This window comes from Marinobacterium litorale DSM 23545, from assembly GCF_000428985.1.
In the GTDB taxonomy this organism is placed as follows: Bacteria; Pseudomonadota; Gammaproteobacteria; order Pseudomonadales; family Balneatricaceae; genus Marinobacterium_D; species Marinobacterium_D litorale.
The window spans coordinates 1-19394 of record NZ_AUAZ01000038.1 but is presented as its reverse complement, the minus strand read 5'-3'; the positions used below and the strand labels follow the sequence as shown (position 1 = coordinate 19394).

At 56.9% G+C, this 19394-nt stretch carries 16 protein-coding genes; 11 read left to right on the top strand and 5 right to left on the bottom strand.

Annotated features, from left to right (window positions below; translation table 11 throughout):
* Positions 1-32: 32 nt before the first annotated feature.
* Positions 33-800: a response regulator gene (locus G403_RS0118560; RefSeq protein ID WP_245578399.1), complete on the bottom strand. Its 768-nt coding sequence runs from the start codon at positions 798-800 to the stop codon at positions 33-35.
* 333 nt (positions 801-1133) lie between these two features.
* Here G403_RS0118560 and peaA point away from each other — a divergent pair, with 333 nt between their 5' ends.
* The 7 genes from peaA (at position 1134) to qhpG (ending at position 9483) form a co-directional block, all read left to right on the top strand.
* Entirely contained in the window at positions 1134-2738 is a 1605-nt protein-coding gene (gene peaA / locus G403_RS0118555) for a quinohemoprotein amine dehydrogenase subunit alpha (protein WP_027855312.1), read from the top strand.
* Positions 2739-2781: 43 nt separating this feature from the next.
* Positions 2782-4212 (top strand): quinohemoprotein amine dehydrogenase maturation protein, encoded by a 1431-nt coding sequence (peaB, locus tag G403_RS0118550; protein WP_027855311.1) that lies wholly within the window; start codon positions 2782-2784, stop codon positions 4210-4212.
* Between the two features lies 1 nt (position 4213).
* Positions 4214-4537 carry a quinohemoprotein amine dehydrogenase subunit gamma gene (gene qhpC, locus G403_RS0118545; protein ID WP_027855310.1) on the top strand — a complete coding sequence of 108 codons (324 nt, stop codon included), beginning with the start codon at positions 4214-4216 and terminating at the stop codon, positions 4535-4537.
* A 12-nt stretch (positions 4538-4549) separates the two neighbouring features.
* Positions 4550-5668 (top strand): quinohemoprotein amine dehydrogenase subunit beta, encoded by a 1119-nt coding sequence (gene peaD, locus G403_RS0118540; protein ID WP_027855309.1) that lies wholly within the window; start codon positions 4550-4552, stop codon positions 5666-5668.
* A gap of 89 nt (positions 5669-5757) precedes the next feature.
* Positions 5758-7497, top strand: coding sequence for an ABC transporter ATP-binding protein (locus G403_RS0118535; protein ID WP_027855308.1), 1740 nt, complete (start codon positions 5758-5760; stop codon positions 7495-7497).
* Entirely contained in the window at positions 7487-8167 is a 681-nt protein-coding gene (qhpE, locus tag G403_RS0118530; protein ID WP_027855307.1) for a subtilisin-like serine protease QhpE, read from the top strand. Before G403_RS0118535 ends, qhpE begins: the two co-directional genes overlap by 11 nt.
* A complete protein-coding gene (gene qhpG / locus G403_RS0118525; protein ID WP_036234560.1) occupies positions 8167-9483 on the top strand; it encodes a flavin-dependent monooxygenase QhpG in 1317 nt (438 codons plus the stop codon). The genes qhpE and qhpG overlap by 1 nt, the downstream gene beginning before the upstream one ends.
* A 24-nt stretch (positions 9484-9507) precedes the next feature.
* On the opposite strand, the gene G403_RS0118520 is transcribed toward qhpG, so the two are convergent.
* From G403_RS0118520 to G403_RS23925, 3 genes are read right to left on the bottom strand one after another with little or no spacing between them, the layout of a single operon-like run.
* Positions 9508-10512 carry a type II toxin-antitoxin system HipA family toxin gene (locus tag G403_RS0118520; protein WP_027855305.1) on the bottom strand — a complete coding sequence of 335 codons (1005 nt, stop codon included), beginning with the start codon at positions 10510-10512 and terminating at the stop codon, positions 9508-9510.
* Complete coding sequence (locus tag G403_RS0118515) at positions 10509-10829, bottom strand: HipA N-terminal domain-containing protein (protein WP_027855304.1); 321 nt, start codon at positions 10827-10829, stop codon at positions 10509-10511. The genes G403_RS0118520 and G403_RS0118515 overlap by 4 nt, the downstream gene beginning before the upstream one ends.
* Positions 10814-11152, bottom strand: coding sequence for a helix-turn-helix domain-containing protein (locus tag G403_RS23925; protein ID WP_036234550.1), 339 nt, complete (start codon positions 11150-11152; stop codon positions 10814-10816). The genes G403_RS0118515 and G403_RS23925 overlap by 16 nt, the downstream gene beginning before the upstream one ends.
* A gap of 522 nt (positions 11153-11674) precedes the next feature.
* Between G403_RS23925 and G403_RS0118505 the strand changes: the two genes are divergently transcribed.
* Together G403_RS0118505 and G403_RS0118500 are read left to right on the top strand one after the other, a co-directional pair.
* The gene (locus tag G403_RS0118505) at positions 11675-12976 is read left to right on the top strand and encodes an alginate export family protein (protein ID WP_036234546.1); all 1302 of its coding nucleotides are present in this window, start codon (positions 11675-11677) and stop codon (positions 12974-12976) included.
* Positions 12977-13060: 84 nt separating this feature from the next.
* A complete protein-coding gene (locus G403_RS0118500; RefSeq protein ID WP_027855302.1) occupies positions 13061-14476 on the top strand; it encodes an aldehyde dehydrogenase family protein in 1416 nt (471 codons plus the stop codon).
* Positions 14477-14614: 138 nt separating this feature from the next.
* Here the strand turns inward: G403_RS0118500 and G403_RS23920 are convergent, their stop codons facing one another.
* Positions 14615-16414: a methyl-accepting chemotaxis protein gene (locus tag G403_RS23920; RefSeq protein ID WP_051299276.1), complete on the bottom strand. Its 1800-nt coding sequence runs from the start codon at positions 16412-16414 to the stop codon at positions 14615-14617.
* Between the two features lie 407 nt (positions 16415-16821).
* Between G403_RS23920 and G403_RS0118490 the strand changes: the two genes are divergently transcribed.
* Positions 16822-17847, top strand: a complete 1026-nt coding sequence (locus G403_RS0118490) for a hypothetical protein (protein WP_051299274.1) — start codon at positions 16822-16824, stop codon at positions 17845-17847.
* 111 nt (positions 17848-17958) lie between these two features.
* The gene (locus tag G403_RS0118485) at positions 17959-19008 is read left to right on the top strand and encodes a 2Fe-2S iron-sulfur cluster-binding protein (protein ID WP_027855300.1); all 1050 of its coding nucleotides are present in this window, start codon (positions 17959-17961) and stop codon (positions 19006-19008) included.
* Positions 19009-19394: the final 386 nt, after the last annotated feature.

Below are 19394 nucleotides of genomic sequence, written 5' to 3'. Positions count from 1 at the left end.
GGTTTTGAGTGTGAATCCGGCGATGGATGCCGTTATCGGTTTACATAGCCGGCGAACATGTAGCCTGCGCCATGGGCGGTGAGGATCAACTGGGGATTGGACGGATTGTCACCGAGCTTGCGCCGCAGGCGTCCGATCAGCACATCGACGGAACGGTCATTCGGGGTCCACTCCCGATCATGGATCGCATCCATTAACTGATCGCGGGAGAGCACCTGACCGGGTCGGGTGACCAGCGCCCGTAACAGTTTGAACTCCCCTTCGGGCAGACGCTCGGCGTGGCCATCCGGGCCGATCAGTTGACGCTTCTGGGGATCAAGCAGCCAATTCTCGAACGACCAGGCGGGCGTTTGGGGGGCTTCGGTCTGAGCTGGCGAGTGACTGCCGGACCCGATACGCCAGAGCAGATTTTTGGCTCTGACCAACAGTTCGCGTGGATTGAACGGTTTGGTGACATAGTCATCGGCTCCCAGCTCCAGGCCGACGATCCGGTCGATCTCATCATCCTTGCTGGTTACCAGAATAATACCCACCAGCGAATTTGCCCTTAGTTCCCGGGTCAGCGTCAGACCATCGCGGCCGGGCAGATTGATATCCAGAAGCACCAGATCGATCTGCTCTTCGCGTACGCGATTGCACAGGTCATCGGCCTGATCGGTTTCACTCACCAGATAGCCCTCCTTTTCGAAGTGGCTGACCAGCAGTGCTCGGGAAGCGAAATCATCTTCAACAACGAGGATACGGGCGGGGTTGCGGGTCTGATTCATAGGGTACCGAACACTATCGTGGGCTGATTCCATCTGGGGCGTCCTGCTGATCCCTGCGTCCTGCCAAGAATAATCTAACATATCTTTAAATAGCCAGGCGGCTCAAGTCCTGTGATAACGATGAATATTCAGAATTATCAATTAGATAGAATCGCCTGTTACAAGCTGTTACATAACAAGACAACTTGGTAAATGTGTCGCGAACTTTATTTACACAGCGATCTTAATTTGAGTAGGCAAGGGAAGTCTGAGAGGCCATGGACTTATTCATAGCTTCCCATGGAGCACCGCCGAGGGCGCCTTCCTCATCGGCTACAGTCATCGGCAGGCTCGTTCGTCGACAATCATCCTGACTAGGTAGGAGTGATGGCATTGAATAACAACAGAACCAAGGGTGCACTGCTGGGAGCCAGTATCCTGGCCCTGGCGGGACTGGGCAGTCTGCCGGCCCTGGCCGCGGACGCACAGGAGATAATCCGTGACAGGTGCCTGGCCTGTCATACCGAATCGGGTGATGCGGATAATCCCAGCTTTTCCCGAATCAGTGATCTGCGTAAGACGCCGGAAGGCTGGCAGATGACATTGAACCGCATGCAGCACCTGCGCGACCTGGAAATCAGTACGGAAGAGAAGCGGACGGTAATCAAGTATCTGTCCGACCATCAGGGACTGGCACCGGAAGAATCTGCGCCTTTCCGTTATCTGCTGGAGCAGGATACCAACCGGGTGGAAGTCGGTATCGACGAGAACGTTATGCAGATGTGTGCCCGTTGCCACAGTGCAGCCCGTATCGGATTGCAGCGCCGCACCGAGGATGAGTGGCAGACCCTGGTGGACTTCCACATGGCGCAATTCCCGGGTATTGAGCTGCATGCCGGCTCTCGTGACCGTCCCTGGTATCACCTGGCCCATGACGAGACAGCGGTGAAGTTGGCCGAGATGTACCCGTTGGTGACGCCCGAATGGAATGATTGGAAAAAGGCTGATAAGGCGAGCCTGATGGGTCGTTGGCGCGTGCTGGGTTATATCCCGGCCAAAGGCGAATTCTCCGCCTGGATGACCGCGGCGAAAACCGGCGAGGACCGCTATAGCCTGGAGCTGGAAGGCAACTATGCCGATGGCGCCGTGATCGAAGGCAAGGGTAATGCCACCGTGTTCACCGGTTACGAGTGGCGCGGCACGATCACCATCGACAGTGTCAAAATGCGTCAGGTGATGGCCGCCGATAAGAACGGCCAGATGATGGATGGACGTATGTTCCTGGCCGCCGAAGATGAGATCGGTGGTGAGCTTCGCGCGGTTAAAGACACGGGCGATGCTCAGGTCGTTGCCGTTATGCCTACCTACCTGAAAGCGGGCGAATCCGCCGAACTGGTCATCGTTGGCCAGAATCTGGATGGCGATATCGATCTGGGTGATGGGGTAAGCGTCGACAAGATCATTGCGCGTAGCAAAGACCGTATCGTTGTGGCCGCAACAGCCGCGGGTGATACAGGTGTGAATACCGTGAAGGTGGGATCCGCTGACAGCGATGTGGCGCTGAACGTCTATGAGCAGGTCGCCCGGGTTGATGTAACACCGGTGAATGCCATCTCTCGTATCGGCGGTAATGGCGGCGAGATGGAGAAGATCCGTGCCACCTACCGCGCTATCGGTTACAGCGCCGGTGCCGATGGTGAGCCGGGTACTGAAGATGATGTGCGCCTGGGTTACATGCCTGCCAGCTGGTCGATTGAACCGGCCGACGAGATCGCCGAGCACGACAAGGATCATCTTTATGCGGGTGAGATTACCCCAGCCGGTATGTTTATTCCCGGTGATGCGGGTCCGAATCCCGAGCGCAAGATGTCAGCCAACAATGTGGGCCGTCTGAACGTGGTTGCCACCGTTGATGATGGTGGCAATGCCGTGGAAGGACGCGGCAGCATGCTGGTATCCGTACCTGACTTTGTTGAACGCGTGCTTGACTGATCGATTCAGTGGTAGCCACCTAACAGAACGAAAAGAGGTGAATATGGGCGCCATGACGCTGGTGAAACCGAATCTGCACCGGGTTGATGTGGATACCCGTCAGATGCTGTTTCACATCCCCAGCAGCAGCATTTTCGAGCTCGACGATCTCGGGCGCGAATTGCTGGCGCTGTTCGATGCCCACGAGCAGGTCGCTCCGGAGCAACTGGCCGGACTGGCTGCGCGTTATTCACAGCAGGACGTGATGGAGGTTCTGGACGAACTGCGCTCACTGGAAGTGATCTCCGACGGCAGCACTGTGGCCCGGATCAATCCGGCCCCACAGCAGGTCAACAAGTTCCCGTTGACCACCGTGGTGCTGAACGTCAACACCGGCTGCAACCTGAGCTGCACCTACTGCTACAAGGAGGATCTGACCACCCCCTCCAAGGGTGAGAAGATGGCCTTGGATACGGCGATTCAGTCAGTGGAGATGCTGCTGCGCGAATCACCGGATCAGCCCAACTACAACGTTGTCTTCTTTGGTGGTGAACCGCTCTCCAATATGCCGCTGATCCGCGAGGTGGTGGATTATTGCGAGAAGCGCTTTGCACAGCTGGATGCCACTGTCGACTTCACCATGACCACCAATGCCACGCTGCTCACCGAAGAGCTGGTGGACTGGTTCAACGCCCATCGCTTCGGCCTGACCATCTCCATGGACGGCCCCAAGGCGATGCACGACAAGAACCGGATCACCGTGGGCGGCCAAGGCACCTATGATGTGGTGCGGCGCAAGGTGGAGATGCTGCTTAAACGTTACACGGCCCGTCCCGTCGGCTGCCGTGTCACGCTGACCCGCGGTATCACTGATGTGGAGCGAATCTATGATCACCTCTCCGGCGAGCTCGGCTTCTTCGAGGTGGGCTTCGGCCCGGTGACCTCCGGCGATATCGCCGAGTTCAACCTGACCGGTGAGGAGCTCATCGAGGTGTTCGCCGGCATGAAGCGGCTCGGGCAGCGCTACCTGGAAGCGGCGCTGCGCAACGAGAACTTCGGCTACGGCAACATGCATCAGCTGATTACCGACATGTACGAGGGCAACAAAAAACTGGTGCCCTGTGGTGCAGGTCTGGGTCTGCTGGCGGTGGATAAGGATGGTGGTCTCAACCTCTGCCATCGCTTCACCGGCTCCGACATGGAGCTGTTCGGTGATGTCACCCACGGCATCGACAAGCCGCGTCTGGCCGAGTTCGTCGAGAAACGTCTTGATCGCAGTGATACCGGCTGTGAAACCTGCCGCATCCGTAATCTCTGTTCCGGTGGTTGCTACCACGAAAGTTACGCCAAATATGGAGATCCGACCCATCCCTCCTACCACTACTGTGACCTGATGCGCGACTGGGTCGATTTCGGTGTGGAGGTGTATGCGCGGATCATGCTCGAGAACCCGGGGTTCTTCGAAGCACATGTCTCTCCGAGGAGGAGTGCCTGAAATGAAACATTTGAAATCCCTTAACAAGAAAGCCCAGCTGATCAATAAAGCGATCAGCCCCGAAGAGGTCGAAGACGTGGTTGCCATGCAGACCGTCGTCGGCTGCACCGCCACCACAGACCCCGGTTGGGAGCTGGACCCGTTCGGCGGCCTCGGCTCGCTGTGCCAGCCCATGGAATCGGATCTGTACGGTTGCGCGGATGCCTGCTGGTGGCCGGCCCAGGTGCCCGACACCATGAACACCTATCCGGACTGGAACAAGGATGTGGCCAAGGCCGATGAAGACTGGCGCAAGCTGGATGGTATCTACGAGGATGGCGAGTAAGGGAGCCCGGAAATGAAATTGACTCAGATGTTCAAGTCCACCGCCCTGGCCGGCTCGCTGGGCGCAGCCGCCCTGATGAGTGCTGTCGCACCGGCAGCCCAGGCCGCACAGGAGTACCTGCTGACCGTGACCCGCCCGGGTCACCTGCAGGTGATTGACATGGCCACCAACAAGGTGGAACGCACCTGTGATGTGCCGGGCAACTTCGGTTCCGGCTCCATTGCACTGGCCCCGAATGGCAAGACCGCCTACGTACTCAGCAACGGTATGGAAGATGTGTATGGCTTTGATATCCGCAGCTGCGATATCACCTTCCATGCCGCCCAGTCCACGCCCACGCTGAAGGTCAAATCCTTCCAGTCGGTGGCGGTGAGCCCGGACGGCACCGAGCTGTATACGATTCAGAACCCGTTCGGCCTCAAGCGTGACCGCTTCACGGTGGAACAGCCGCGTCTGGCGGTGTTCAATGTGGCTGATGGTGTAGGTGCCAAACCGGTACGGACCTTCCCGGTGGACCGGCGTATCACCAAGATTGCGACCACCGCTCAGGGAGAGGTGATTCTTGGTGGTGCCGACGTTAAAGCGATTAACCCGGACACCGGGGAAGTTCGCATGGTGACGCCGCTGCAGAACTGGGAAAAAGGCCCGCTGTGGTTGCCGCCCGATGCCTTTGCGATGCACAACCAGGGTGAGCAGAGCAACGAGTACATCATGCCCTACGTAACCGCGAAGTTTGATTCGGAAGAGTGGAATTTCGAGACCGCCGAATGGTGGTGGGGGATGAGCCGGGTGGATCTGGAGACCGGTGAAGCGGAGCGCATGGAGATCGTGCCTTTCCAGTTCATCGTCTTCAACTTCATCTCCGACCCGCGTGACCCGAACATCCTGTATGGTGCTTTCAACACCCTGTCGAAGCACGATATCAGCAAGCAGGAAACCATCGCCGTGAAGGAGATGCCGCACACCTACTACGATCTGAATATTTCGGCGGATGGCAAGACCATCTACGTGGGTGGTACCAGCAGCGATATTTCGGTTCACGATTCGGAAACCCTGGAGAAGATCGGCTCGATCCAGCTCTCCGGTGATATGTCCACCTCGGATCTGCGAGTGGCGACCATTCGGGATTGATTCTGACAGTGCATCAATTCCGGATACAGTCAACGGGAGGGCCGGCTGCGGCTCTCCCGTTTCCGTTTGTGTAGAAGAGGAATCTGTTGATGCTGAACTGGCTGGTGAGAGCCATTCATGCCGATGACCGTGTCCGGCTGGAGCAGGGATTCCGCTGGCTGTACAGCTTTGTGCAGCCGCAGAGAGCGGCGATTGCAGGTCTCCTAGCGCTGTCACTGCTGGCCTCGGCACTGGTTCTGCTGCAGCCCTGGCTGACCAAGATGCTGATCGATGATGGCCTGCTTGCCGGGGACTACGGTGCGTTGTTTCAGATCGCCATCGCCATGGTTATCGTTGGTGTTCTGGGCACCGTGTTGTCGGGACTCAACCGCTACCTGCATACACGTCTTTCCGGGCGTATTCTCTTTGCATTGCGCACTGATGTATACGCACATCTGCAGCGGCTCTCTCCACGTTTTTTCGGTCAGCGCCGGGTGGGTGACCTGCTCTCGCGTCTCGATGGCGATGTGGCGGCAATTCAGCGGTTTGCCGTGGACAGCCTGTTCTCGGCAGTCAGCAGCCTCATCGGCCTGGTGGGAGCGCTGGCGCTGCTGGTAGTCCTGTCCTGGAAGCTGGCGCTGCTGGTACTGGTATTGATCCCGTTGGAGGTGCTCTGGCTACGCTGGATGCGGCGCAAGGTGGAAACGCACACCCGGGAAATGCGCGAGCGCTCGGCGGATATCTCCAGTTTTCTGGTAGAGACCCTGCCCGCCGTTAAGTTTATCCAGTCCACCGGCCAGGAAGCGCGTGAACGCGACCGGCTCGGCGGTCTCAATGACAACTATCTGGGCCAGCTGCTCAGACTTCAGATCGTCGAATTCTTTACCCATGCCATCCCCGGTACGCTGACCTCGCTGACCCGGGCCGCTGCATTTCTAATCGGCGGCTGGTGGGTGATTCAGGGGCAGTGGCAGCTTGGCTCACTGATCGCCTTTTCCACCTATTTGGGCATGGCGACCGGTCCGGTCAACAGCCTGCTGGGGCTTTACGTGGCGATTCAGAGGATGAGTGTCAGTCTGAATCGGGTCAGTGAGCTGCGCCTGACCGAGGCGGAGATTGAATCACCGGTGGAGCCTGTCGCTCTTCCGTTTCCGCTCCGGGGGGCTCTGGTACTGGAACGGGTCGGTTTTGCGTACGAGGGGCGGGCTCCGGTGCTGGATAACGTCAGCGTGACGTTTCCCGCCGGCGGCAAGGTCGCATTGGCCGGCGCTTCAGGCGCGGGCAAGTCCACACTGATCGATCTGCTGCAACGTCATTATGACCCCCAGCAGGGCTGTATCCGGCTTGACGGGGTCGATATCCGCACCCTGGATCTGGCCGACCTGCGCCGCACCATCGCCGTGGTGTCGCAGGAGATCACGCTGTTTCGCGGCTCCCTGGCCGATAACCTGCGCTATGCCCGGCCCGATGCCAGCGATGACCAATTGCTGAAGGCGGCCTACGATGCTCAATTGGAAGCGCTGATCGAACAGTTGCCCCAGGGGTTGGATACGCCCTTGGGTGAGCGTGGTCAGCAGCTTTCCGGTGGACAGAAGCAGCGTATTGCCATTGCCCGGGCCCTACTTCAGCAGCCCGCCATTCTGGTGTTGGATGAGGCTACCTCGGCCGTGGATGAAGAGACGGAACAGCAGGTGATCGCGGCCGTAGACAGGCTGTTTGCCGGGCGTACCCGTATCCTGATCAGTCACCGGCCTTCGACTCTGGCGGGATGTGATCATCGCCTGCTGTTGCAGAACGGCCATTTGAGCGTCATTGAACCGACTCCGGTGGAGGTTGACCATGCCGGTTAAGTCGGTACGTGTGGGCATGGTAGATTCCGGCGTGGGGCCTGAGCAGGTGCTTGCCGACTCCGCCGCTTTTACCGTGCGTGACGATGCACTCTGGCAGGAGGCTGCCGGGCCCGACCGGCTCGGCCATGGTTCGCGGATTGCTGAAGTGATCGCAGACTTGGCACCGGAGTCACAGCTTTATTCGGCCCAGGTGTTTACCGAGCGTCTGGTCACAACGGCGGCTCAGGTATCTGCGGCTATTGACTGGCTGGTTCAGTGCGATGTGGACATTATCAATCTCAGCCTCGGGTTACGTCAGGATCGTGATGTGCTGCGCGAGTCCTGCCGACAGGCGCTCAAACGCGGCGTGCTGATTTGTGCCTCCAGTCCCGCCCGGGGCGAGCCGGTGTATCCGGCGGCATACCCGGGGGTGTTCCGAATGACCGGAGACGCGCGTTGTGGCCGTGAAGAGGTCGCCTATCTGGAGACGCCATTCGCTGATTTCGGTGGCTGCGTACGCGCGTTGGATGAGCAGCTTGAAGTGTCCGGTGCCAGTCTCGGCTGTGCCCATATGAGTGCTCATCTTGTGCGTTATCTTGGGCAAATCAGTGGCCGACCACGGCTCAGTGAAGCGCGCCAGTGGTTGATAGAGCAAGCGTCATACCGGGGGCCGGAACGGAGAGTTGAGTGATGCCGAAACAGATACTGGTTTTGGGCGGTGGTCCCGCCGGTGGCGCCGTAGCCATTGGCTTGCGCCGCATGGGATACCCGGTGACGCTGGTCAGCGAGCCCAGGCCGTTCGATGCGGTGGAAGGAATTTCCGAGCGGGTTCTTGCCGGATTGAAGGGGGCGGGCTTTTACAAGGCTTTACAAACAGTGGCTCCCGCATCACCCCGTCAGGTCACCTGGAATGGCCAAACCAGTGCCGCCAATACCGAACACCTGATCGTGCGTCCGGTCTTTGATGCAGCGCTGCTGCAGGACCTGATTTCCCATGGCATTGAGCTGGTAAGGGGCCGTATTCGACGCCAGCTCTCGGCAGATGGGCGTTATGTCGTTGAGGTCGAGACGTCAGATGGCACCGTCGAATGTCAGGGCGACTTTCTGGTGGAGGCGAGAGGGCGTGCGGCACCGGCTTCCGGTATCCCCAGAGTGCAGGGCAGTAAGACGTTATCTCTATTGCAGTACTGGCAGGGGCCGGAGGGTCCGGCGCGTTCAGCGGTACAGAGCTTTACCGAAGGCTGGGCCTGGATGGCACAGAGAGCAGATGGCCGGCGCTACCTGCAATTAACGCTCGATGCCGGAAGTACGGAACTCCCGGCCAAGCAGGCCCTGGGTGACTGGTGCCGGCGTCATCTTGAACGGCTGGAGCAGGCGCATCCGTTTATTGAAGGCGCAGAGCCGGTGGGCGATGTTCACGCCCGGATCAGCACACCGGTACTCTGCGAGCGCAGTGCCGGTGACAGCTGGGTTCGTGTCGGCGATGCCGCCATGGCGGTGGATCCGCTCTCCGGCAACGGTATCTTTCAAGCGCTCTCCTCGGCGCTCCAGGCACCAGCAGTAGTTAACACCCTGCTGCAGAGCCCGGAGCGGGGCGAGCTTGCGCGACACTTTCATGAACAGCGGATTGAGGGGCTTTTCTACCGTTTTGCCCGCATCGGACGCGACTTCTACGCCCAGGAGTCGCAATGGCCGGATCAGGCATTCTGGCGTAAACGGCGCAGCTGGCCCGATAATCAACCTCTCCACACCGATGTCATCCCGCAGCAGGTCAGTATCGACCGGCGTCCGGTGGTTCGAGACGGAATAATTACCGAGGCCGAAGTGGTCATTACACCGGACCAGCCACTGGGCATCTGGCATCTGAACGGGATCGAACTGGCACCGCTTTTACGCCGGGTTCGAGCTCAGCCTGAGCGTTCGGCGGGTGATGTCCTGAATGATGCTTTAGGCGACAGCCGCGGCACTCAGCTGGCGCTGTGGATGTCCCAGCAGGGCTGGCTTTAACGTTTTCAGCTGCGTGTCCAGCTTCTATCGCATCAAGTGAGCCTGCAGGGCATTCTCTCTTCTGTTCACGGTTTCCAACAAGTGCACTTTGAATGCCTTAGGGATATCTGCAGAATCAATCAGGGGGCGTATGTCGGCCATTTTCTTTCTGATGTTATCGATACACGCCAGCACGCTTTTCCTGTTAAGGCCTAGCGATTCACCAAGCTTTAAAAAATCCTGTTGGGTGTAATAGCCAAAGTAGCTGTAGGCTTCTGAATGCTTCCCTTGGCGTTCGGCTTCCATCAATGGCATTGCCAGGTAACCTAGGTTGCTGATTTCGTAGACTATAGTGGGTACGCAATCATAGTTGGGTGATAGCCTTGGGAAGAAAAGACCGGTATCACCGGATTCTCGGATAACGCTGAAGTTCTTTAAATGTAGATCCTCATTCCCCATAAGGTATGCGGCCAGTATCCGGGTGAAGTAATCCAACATGACGCTGAGCTTTCCGCCTGTTGCTTCTTTCAGAATTAAGCCTGCGGATTCATAGCTGCTCTCGTATTTATCATCTTTGGTAAAATCCGAGAGGGAGCAGAGATCTTCCATCGGACGTTTATCAGTGACCCCATGGTCACGGTCGAAGCGTCGGGTCACATAGGCTTTCTCGCCATCGTGGAATTCGATCAGCGCGCACTGAGCGGTATTAATGCCGAGTGCTTTGCTTATCAGCATGCCCAAGTGCTCCATCTCGGCACAATTCGGATACTGGTCAGGGGAGGGTTTAATGATGAAGGCACCCTGAGTGTCGGTTGGGACCAGGGTGTTTTTCGCATCGTCGAAGCGCATGGATAGTTTCTGCTGGACACCGGAGATCGAAAGACCTTTGACCGTTTTGACACCCTCAGCGAATAGCTCCTTGCGAGTCACCGCAAGCCGGCCACTGAAACGAGTAGTTCCATACAGCTTTCGTGCATCAGCATCGCGCATTCGGGGATTGGAATTTCGCTCAGGTATATCCTTGAGCGTTATCAGGCATTTCTGAGTCACTCCACGATCTCCTCTAGGCTTATAGCTCCCACTAGATCCTTGCCGTTCGCAATCAACATGGAAAAAGTATCTCGCTCATCAATATGCTGAAGCTGAGACTGAAGCTTCAATAACCAGCCTTCCGACGCTAGGTTTTCGAAAAAGGGAAACAGCTGGTCGGCATGGTAAGCCTCTTTCTGCAAAGGGAGCCGATAGGCAATTGGGGCTCCATGTGCCAGATAGGTGGCGTCATACTGAAAGGTGTACTCGCCTGATTCATGCTGGATAAGTACACCGGCCAGGACTCCGTTCTGGAGCACGTTCACTTTCCGATCCAAAGCGAGACTCCGAGGGCATCAAACACCTTCACCAAGGTTTCGAAGTTGACGTTGAGTTGCCCCTTCTCCAGCTTACTCAGCGTCACAGTGGAAACACCGGAAAGCAGTGCCAGGTTTTCCAGGGTGAGTTGCTGTGTCTCACGTGCGCTAAGCAGCATCTGACCGCACGTCTCCCTACTGAAGGGTTCCAAGTTCTGCTGCTGACGGAGCCCCGCAATGCGGGACTCCTGGTTGGCAATGATCTCCTTCAGCTCCGTCAACAGATCATCAACACGAGCGGAGGAGGTGCCTTTATTGCTCAATTCGTTGAGTGTGCCAGACAAACCAAAGGCCTCTTTGCTTTTTAGGTAGAAAAATAGAATTTTATAAATATATATTATTCTTTTGGCTTTAAATGTCAAATTATCTTTGTTTTTTTAGAAAACTTATCATGAAAAAATAAGAAATATTTAAATTTGTGTGGCTCTACATCTTTCCTTGCATACCGTACTTAAGAATTATGGTTGCTGTCGCAACCTTGTGGGCTGCTTCTTCGCCTGCACCTGAGCGGCGATCAGCGCAGCGAATTCGCTACCCAGCGGTTCAGCATGGCGTGATCAACAAGTCGCTATATCTAGCTCTAGGCATCAACATGGATGGTCATAAGGAGTTGCCAGGCCTGTGGCTGGTCGAAACCGAAGGTGGGAAGTCTGGCCCTTGTTACACTCCGTTACATCTCCTCACAAAGCGGTACTTAAAGACGGAAACTGGTTTACAGCACCTCTCTAGTCTTACAGGTGGAAGATAACCCTTCGTGCTAAATCAGCTCTGTATAGGCTGTCCGGCACCCCTAAGGAATGAGGTCAATGAATAAAACAATTTTCCGTCGAACCTCCGGTTCTTTACTGGCGGCGGCCGTTGCGGCGGCCCTCTCTGCTCCGGCTTCTGCTTATAACCTGTATAGCGAAAACGGCTCCGAGCTGAATTTCGATCTGGAACTGATCGTCGGTCAGTTCAGCAGCGAAGAGACCTACGGCAATTCTGATAGCAGTCCTTCCTGGACCGAAGCCTATGCCAAGTACGGTTTCTCCGGCAGCCGCGCGGCAGGCACTGGTACCCTGTTTGGGGCCGCCAATGTGGTGACTTCAGGCACCTGGGGTGATGGCGATGCCGCCGGACTCACCACCGGTGAAGAGAGCGAAACCGATATCGAAGACCTGTACCTGGGCTACCGTACCGATATGGTTGAGCTCTCCTTCGGACGCCAGAACCTGACTATCGGTGATGGCTTTATCCTTAACGGTGATGCCCTGAACATGGGAGAAGGGCTGGATGGTCTGATGCCAGGCTTCAGTGCCAACCGAGGTGGTGCCTACTGGCTGGCGGCCCGCAAGGCGTTCGATAAGACTGCCGTACTGCGCGTGGGCGGTGAAGGCCCGCTGCGCTCCGATCTGTTTTGGTTCAAGTCCGATAACCCGGCTCAGGCCAGCGTGGAAATGGCCGGTATCAACCTGGAGTACACCACCGACGCGGGTACCTTCGGCCTGATGCACCTGAAAGGGCTGGACGTGGATGACAACGAAGCCGCGTTCTGGGGCTACGACGGTCGCGACGGCCAGAAAACCACCAGCCTGCGGTTCCAGGGTAATGCCGGTGTTGAAAACCTGTTCCTGTCCGCCGAGTACGTGGATCAGTCTCAGGGTAACAGCAACCCGGACGCCAATGCCTGGTACGCCGAAGCCGGCTGGACCTTCGCGAACACCGCCTGGTCGCCGAGCGTCAATTACCGCTATACCAGCTATGATCAAGGGTATGACCCGCTGTTCTTCGGTTTCAACCGCGGTTACGGCACTTGGTTCCAGGGTGAGGTGGCCGCCAACTATGCCGGTCCGTTCGGTACCGATGCCGATATCCATTACCTGGGTGTGATGGCTCATCCGAGCGAGATGCTGACCGTTGGCGCATCCTACTTTGACTTCCGTGATACCAACGGCGGAAGCGGCAGCAATGATGCGAGCGAAATCGATATCTGGGCTGAATGGGTGGCTATGGATCACCTGATTATCAGTCCGCTGGTCGGCTTCTACACCCCGGACTCTGCTTCCAGCACCCAGGGTAACGATGACACTAATCTCTATGCCCAGGTTCTTGCGATCGTTCCGTTCTGATTGGACCGACCTGGCAGGTAATAACTCCGGCGGCGGCAGGTGGTGTTAACTGCCTGCCGTTGCCGTGTTTCAGAGGACTTAAAGATGATTAATATCCCCTCGAACATCATCAATGGACAGGCTGTAAAAGGGGCTGAAGCACCATTTTCGGTCATCGACCCCGCCACGGGCGAAGGCTTTGCCGAATGCAGTGCAACCTCCACGGCTCAGCTGGATGAGGCGGTCGCGGCGGCAGCCGAAGCGTTCAAAACCTGGCAGCACACACCGGATGCAGAGCTGAAGGCGATGTTGCACAAAATCGCCGACAAGATAGAAGAAAATGCAGCGGAGCTCGCCGAGATTGTCGTGCGCGAGCAGGGCAAACCCATGGCGCTGGCGCAGATGGAAGTCGGTGGCGCGATTGCCTGGACCCGCTACACCGCTGAGCTGGAAATTCCGGTCAAGGTGATCGAAGACAGTCCTGAACGGCTGGTGGAGCTGCATCGCAAACCCCTAGGTGTTGTCGGCTCGATTACGCCCTGGAACTGGCCTTTGATGATTGCTGTCTGGCATGTGATGCCGGCACTGCGCACCGGTAATACGGTAGTGATCAAGCCCTCTTCATTGACGCCGTTTAATACACTGCGCCTGGTCGAGCTGATCAACGAGGTTGTACCCGCCGGTGTGGTTAACAGCATGAGTGGTGAGTGCGGTATCGGCAGTGCCATGAGTGGTCACAGCGGTATCAACAAGATTGTCTTCACCGGCTCCACGCCCACTGGCCAGAAGATCATGAGCAATGCCGCCGGTAACCTGAAGCGCCTGACCCTGGAGCTGGGCGGTAATGATGCCGGCATCGTGCTGGAAGATGCCGACCTGGATAAGCTGGCACCGGCCATTTTCCAGACCGCGTTTCTGAATATGGGGCAGACCTGCGCCGCGCTTAAGCGCCTCTACGTGCATGAGTCCCAGTATGATGAGCTCTGTGGGCGACTGGCAAAGATCGCCAGCGAACAGAAAGTGGGCGGTGGTCTGGAAGAGGGCGTGACCTTTGGCCCGGTTCAGAACGAGAAGCAGCTGGCATTGGTCAAGGAGCTGGTGGAAGACGCGCGCAAGCAGGGCGCTGATGTGCTTTGTGGCGGCGAGCAGTTACCGGGTGGCGGCTACCTCTATCCGCCGACGATCGTTGCCGGCCTGAATAACAGTGCTCGCCTGGTCCAGGAGGAGCAGTTCGGCCCTGTGCTGCCGGTCATCAAGTACACCGATCTGGATGACGTCATCGCCATGGCAAACGCCTCTGACGTTGGCCTGGGCGGCTCCGTCTGGGGTACGGATGTGGAACGCGCACGTAGCGTTGCATCTCAGTTGGAGTGCGGTACCGTCTGGATCAACAATCACGCCGAGGTACTGCCGCACTGTCCGTTTGGTGGCTGCAAGATGTCGGGCTTTGGCGTGGAGTTCGGTGAGGAAGGCCTGCTTGAGTACACCTCGGTACAGCTGATGAATATCAGCCGCGGTTGAAAGCTCAGGTCTGACCGTTAGTAAAAAACCGAGAGTCGAAAGGCTCTCGGTTTTTTATGGTCAGGATGTACGGTATGCCGCGGGTGCATGGATGCGCAGGAGCGGCGATGGTCAGGATGTACGGTACGCCGCGGGCGTTCAGTCTATCTCCAGCAGCCGCTCCGGGGCGAAAGCCGTACAGAAATTACCCCAGTGACGACCGGATACATAAAGAGGGACCGAGATCGAGTTGAGGATCTCACCTGTGTCCCGGATAAAGGTTTGCAGCAGGAAGGGGGCTGTATTGGCGGCCCGGCGTTTCTCGGCGCGGTTTCCGGCGTAGATTCGGCGATGTCGACTGAGGGCATTATCCGTTTCAAAGTCGCCGGTGATCGGTTTGGAGATCTTGCTGTTGTGAGCGGGCAGGTAGCCGTTGATATCAAACGCGGAAGCGATGATAAATTCAGGCTTTTCATGGATAAAACGATCGAACATTGGTTGCAGCAGCTGCTCGTAACGCTCTGCGTAGCCAGTGGCGAACTTTTCCGGCTGCTGGTCCGGGTTGATGCGTTGGTAGTTGTGATCAAACAGGTTATGGCCTTCCTCCGCCATCCTGTTTAACTGCTGCTCGACTTCGTTGGCCCAGCCCTTGGCGGTGCTGATTATCTCTTCAAAGCCGCCGTAGCCGATATGGAAGTGGGACAACAGTTCCTGCATCTCCTCGGTGGCACTTTCAAGCGTCTGTGAATAACCGGCTGAGATCTCGATCTCTTCCTGGATGTTGTCGGACAGCTCATTGATCGATGAGATGTTGTCGTGAGTCGAACCGTTGGTATATGACAACTCTTCTACCGCCGCGCTGATTTCTCCCAGTTGATTATTCAGCTGCTCGAAATCGTTCAGCATGGTGCCGAACTTGGTGTGGGTTTCGCCAATAAACGATTCGGTTTCAGTGACATGCGCCATGATCGCCTGGGAGCCCTGACGTGTGCTCTCAACCAGCTGGGTCATATCATTGATATTGGCATCTATTTCGTGGGTCGCATCACTGACTTTGAGCGACAGGGAGCGCACTTCGTCGGCCACGACAGCGAAACCGCGCCCAGCTTCTCCGGCTCGAGCCGCCTCGATGGATGCGTTCAGTGCCAGCAGGTTGGTCTGTTCCGAAAAGCCCTGCACCATCGCCAGTACGCTGACGATGTTTTCCGAGTTGGCAGATAGCTTCTGCACCGTGCCCTGGAACTGAGTCACCTGTTGCTCAATCGCCTGTATCTGCTCCTTAATCCGGAGCAGTTCACGACTGGAGTTATTGATCTCCTCCAGGTTGTGCTGGTTGCGCTGTGCGATCAACTGAGTATGCCCGGCGATCTCATTGATCGCCTGAGTCGCTTCCTGGCTGGACTGGAACACCAGGCGGGCTCCGTTTGACTGATTGTCCGCAGCGGCCTGGACCTTGCTGATGATGCGCTGAAGTTGAGCGGCCCCCAACGAGACTTTGACACTGCGTTGGCGTGACTGAGCGATCATCTGCTTGAGTGCTGTGGAGAAGTCGTTGTAGGCCTCTCCCGTTCGGGCCAGCTCTGCACTGCCAGTCGTCGGCAGCGAGGCGGAAATGTCTCCATGACGGTTCTTGATCTCCTCGAACGTGGATTTCACCTGAAGCAGGGGCTTAATCAGCGCGCGATTCAGAATCAGAAAGGCGAGCAGCAGCAGGATTGGCAACGCGGCCAGCAGAGCTAACGTTCCAGTATCGAGCGATGCACTGAGACGGGCCAGCTCTGGTCTCAGGGGCTGTGGCACTGAAGTGGCGAGTGAGAGGCTGTCGAGGCTCGACTGAATATGGATGTTGAACAGGATCAATGCCAGCGCAGGCAAAAATGCCAGGGTAGCGGCAAAGAGGAGCCAGCTACGGATGGAAAGTCCGCGGCCTGTATTAGCGTTGGAGTTGGATTGCAGCATGAATTCGACCTTAGTATTAGATTTCTTATTAGATGAACGAATTTAGGCCCGTCGTTTGAGGTGGGCAATCTCCCCGCACAATTCAGTACAACTACGAGCATCTGGTTTCATCCTGTTACGTAAATCAAATCTCGATGAAAAGTACGTATCGCTTTCGGGGTTTGTAATGTACCACAGAATTATTGATCTGGATCAACAAAAAGTATTGCCGATTTCTTTGTTTTATCTGATTAGACAGAGATTTCATTTAACTAAATCCTTGAAAACAAAGAGCTTAAACAAGGATGCGATATTTCTGTTAATCGTTTAAAGCGATACATAATAAAATTGTGTAGTTGTTTTTATGTGTCATAAAAAATAATCTCTATTCCGGTCATCAACAATAAAGATTAGAAAGAGGTGAAGTGATGCACGATAAGCTCGCAGACTCCATGGAGTTCCCGCCGGAGACGCCCCAACCGAACATCTATCCCCTGCGCTGGGAAACCAAATCCTCCAAGGTTGAGGAGATCTGGGATGCCTCCCTGCGTGAGGCCTGGAACCCGAAAGACCTGCCCTGGGATACCTTCGATCCCTCCAGCTACACCTGGGAAGAGCGTGAAGCGATCGCGTACTGGTGGACGTTGCTCTCCGTATTCGATGCGTCGGCTCCGCCGGTTTTCGCCGAAGCCTTTATCAAGACCTACGAAGATCACGAAGAGGATGCGATCCGTCGCTGCTTCTTCTCCGTGACGCGCGACGAACAGAACCATGAGCAGATGTGTGGTCTGGCGATCACCAAGCTGCTGGAGTCGCCGAGCCCACTGGAGTATGAGCCCAAGACCGATCTGGGCCGTCGCCTGCAGAAAAACGCCCGCTGGCTTTACTACAACGGTGGCCGCTACTGGAACGGTTACAAGCAGGCGGTTCCCAAGTACAGCCTGGCGGTGCTGTTCAGCTCCTTCCTGATGGGCGAAATTGCCGCGGCGACCATCTTCAAGCAGATGTCTCAGAGCTGCGAAGAGCTGGTGTTCCAGGAGGCGTTCCGCAATATCGGTCGTGATGAAGGTCGTCATATGGCGATCTGTCTCTCCCTGATGGAGCGTGACTATCCGCAGCTGGATGAGAGCGAGAAGGCGATCATCACCAAGCAGATCCGTGCCGGTTACCTGTTCCTGTCTGCCGTGCTGTTTGAGCCGCCCGAAGAGTTCTGGGATCTGCCAGCCGACTTCATCGATACCCAGCGTGAAGCGGAAGCGATCGCACGTGAAGCGGGCTTTGGTGTGCCCGAGTATGAGGCCAAGAAGGAGAACTGGCGCGCAGCCATGCTTAACCTGAAGGCGGTGCTCGATAAGTACGATACGCCGTTCCCGGCGATTCCAGAGGTAGATATCACCGGCCAGGAAGTGACCCAGGCTGACCTGGACTCGGCGGATATCATCCCGATTTTCTGATCCGGATTGATACTGCAATCAGCAAAACGGCAAGCCGGAGGCCAAGGCCTCTGGCTTGCTTCTGTTGGGATACATCCCGACCAAAAATAAGAACTGATCGGAGATTTCGGCATGACACGAATTCGTTTATACCCGTCCGGCAAAGAGGTGGACGTCCAGGCCGGTGATACCGTGTTGGAGTCATTGGAAAGATCCGGCTACGCACTGTCAAACAACTGCCGCGCCGGCGCCTGTGGCGAGTGCAAGGTTAAAGTGAGGGAAGGAGAGTTCGATCAGGGGATGGTGCTCGATATGGCGCTGTCCCAGGAGGAACGTACTGAAGGGTACGGCCTGATGTGCATGGCCAAGCCGCTGTCCGAGGTTGTCGAGATCGACTGGGGCACAGCCGATGCCCAGCCTAAGCTCTTTCCGCCCAGAGAAAATGTGCGCTGTGTGGTGGTGGATCGTATCGAGCGTACCCCCCGCATCACCGAGCTTCGAATTCGTCCGGTGGGTGAAGCGTTGCGCTACTGGCCCGGGCAGTACGTTTCGATCACCGATATTCAGCGCACCATTCCGGCGCGCTCCTACTCCATCGCCAATGCGCCGCGTAACGATGGCGAGATCGTGCTCCAGATTACCCGCGTGCCCGACGGCAAGACCAGCAACTGGATTCACGACCAGGTACATGTGGGCAGCATGGTCAACCTATCCGGCCCCTACGGCACCTTTATCGGCGATCCGGCTACTGATGCCCCGGTACTCTGTCTGGCGGCAGGAACCGGTCTGGCTCCGATTCTGGCACTCACCGATGCCGCACTGCGCCGCGGCTTTAATAAACCGGTACATCTGATGTTCTCGTCTCAAACCGAGGCGGATATATACAGCCGTGGTTTGCTGGAGCTGTGGAACCTCCGTCACCGTCGCTTTAAGTTCATCCCCACGCTGACCCGGGAAGAGAAAGAAGGGGTACTCCATGGGCGAATTCCCGCCGTGCTACCGGAGCAGTACAAGGACCTGTCCGGCCATGCGATCTACATCGCGGGCAGTCCGGAGTTTGTTAACGATTGTATAGCGGCGGTTAAGCAGTTGGGCGCCCGCGATGAGATGATCCATACCGAGGGCTTTTTCGATCAGGCTCCGCCGGAAGTACCGGCGGGGGAGCGGTTGATGGGCAGCTGATAAGTCGCTTCCACCTAAATTTAGTTATTGAAACCCCGCTGCAGTAGCAGCGGGGTTTTTCGTTTGTGCGCCAGGCATGGCGCGTAGCGCCTTGACGGGCGCTGTTCCGACGCGCGTGGTGGCGGTCGGATGACTTGGAGGTGCAAGTCCTCTGTGGGCCCGGCAAGGGGAACCACTAGCCGAACGGCAAGGGTGTCCATCGCGAGGTGGAATCTGAAGGAAGCCGAAGGCAAAGCACTGGCCTGACGAACAGAAATCGCATACGAGGCGACGGCTGCGGGTGAGGAGTCGAATATCTTCAAAGCCCGGTACTTGCACGGAGCAGCGGTCGTAGATGCGGCAGGTATAAGTGTGAAGGTCACGTGTCTTACCCTGGGAGGTCTGCT

Excerpts from the sequence above, each read along its gene's own strand:
- G403_RS0118560 (WP_245578399.1), bottom strand. The coding sequence starts at position 800 with ATGGAATCAGCCCACGATAGTGTTCGGTACCCTATGAATCAGACCCGC.
- peaA (WP_027855312.1), top strand. The coding sequence starts at position 1,134 with ATGGCATTGAATAACAACAGAACCAAGGGTGCACTGCTGGGAGCCAGT.
- peaB (WP_027855311.1), top strand. The coding sequence starts at position 2,782 with ATGGGCGCCATGACGCTGGTGAAACCGAATCTGCACCGGGTTGATGTG.
- qhpC (WP_027855310.1), top strand. The coding sequence starts at position 4,214 with ATGAAACATTTGAAATCCCTTAACAAGAAAGCCCAGCTGATCAATAAA.
- peaD (WP_027855309.1), top strand. The coding sequence starts at position 4,550 with ATGAAATTGACTCAGATGTTCAAGTCCACCGCCCTGGCCGGCTCGCTG.
- G403_RS0118535 (WP_027855308.1), top strand. The coding sequence starts at position 5,758 with ATGCTGAACTGGCTGGTGAGAGCCATTCATGCCGATGACCGTGTCCGG.
- qhpE (WP_027855307.1), top strand. The coding sequence starts at position 7,487 with ATGCCGGTTAAGTCGGTACGTGTGGGCATGGTAGATTCCGGCGTGGGG.
- qhpG (WP_036234560.1), top strand. The coding sequence starts at position 8,167 with ATGCCGAAACAGATACTGGTTTTGGGCGGTGGTCCCGCCGGTGGCGCC.
- G403_RS0118505 (WP_036234546.1), top strand. The coding sequence starts at position 11,675 with ATGAATAAAACAATTTTCCGTCGAACCTCCGGTTCTTTACTGGCGGCG.
- G403_RS0118500 (WP_027855302.1), top strand. The coding sequence starts at position 13,061 with ATGATTAATATCCCCTCGAACATCATCAATGGACAGGCTGTAAAAGGG.
- G403_RS23920 (WP_051299276.1), bottom strand. The coding sequence starts at position 16,414 with ATGCTGCAATCCAACTCCAACGCTAATACAGGCCGCGGACTTTCCATC.
- G403_RS0118490 (WP_051299274.1), top strand. The coding sequence starts at position 16,822 with ATGCACGATAAGCTCGCAGACTCCATGGAGTTCCCGCCGGAGACGCCC.
- G403_RS0118485 (WP_027855300.1), top strand. The coding sequence starts at position 17,959 with ATGACACGAATTCGTTTATACCCGTCCGGCAAAGAGGTGGACGTCCAG.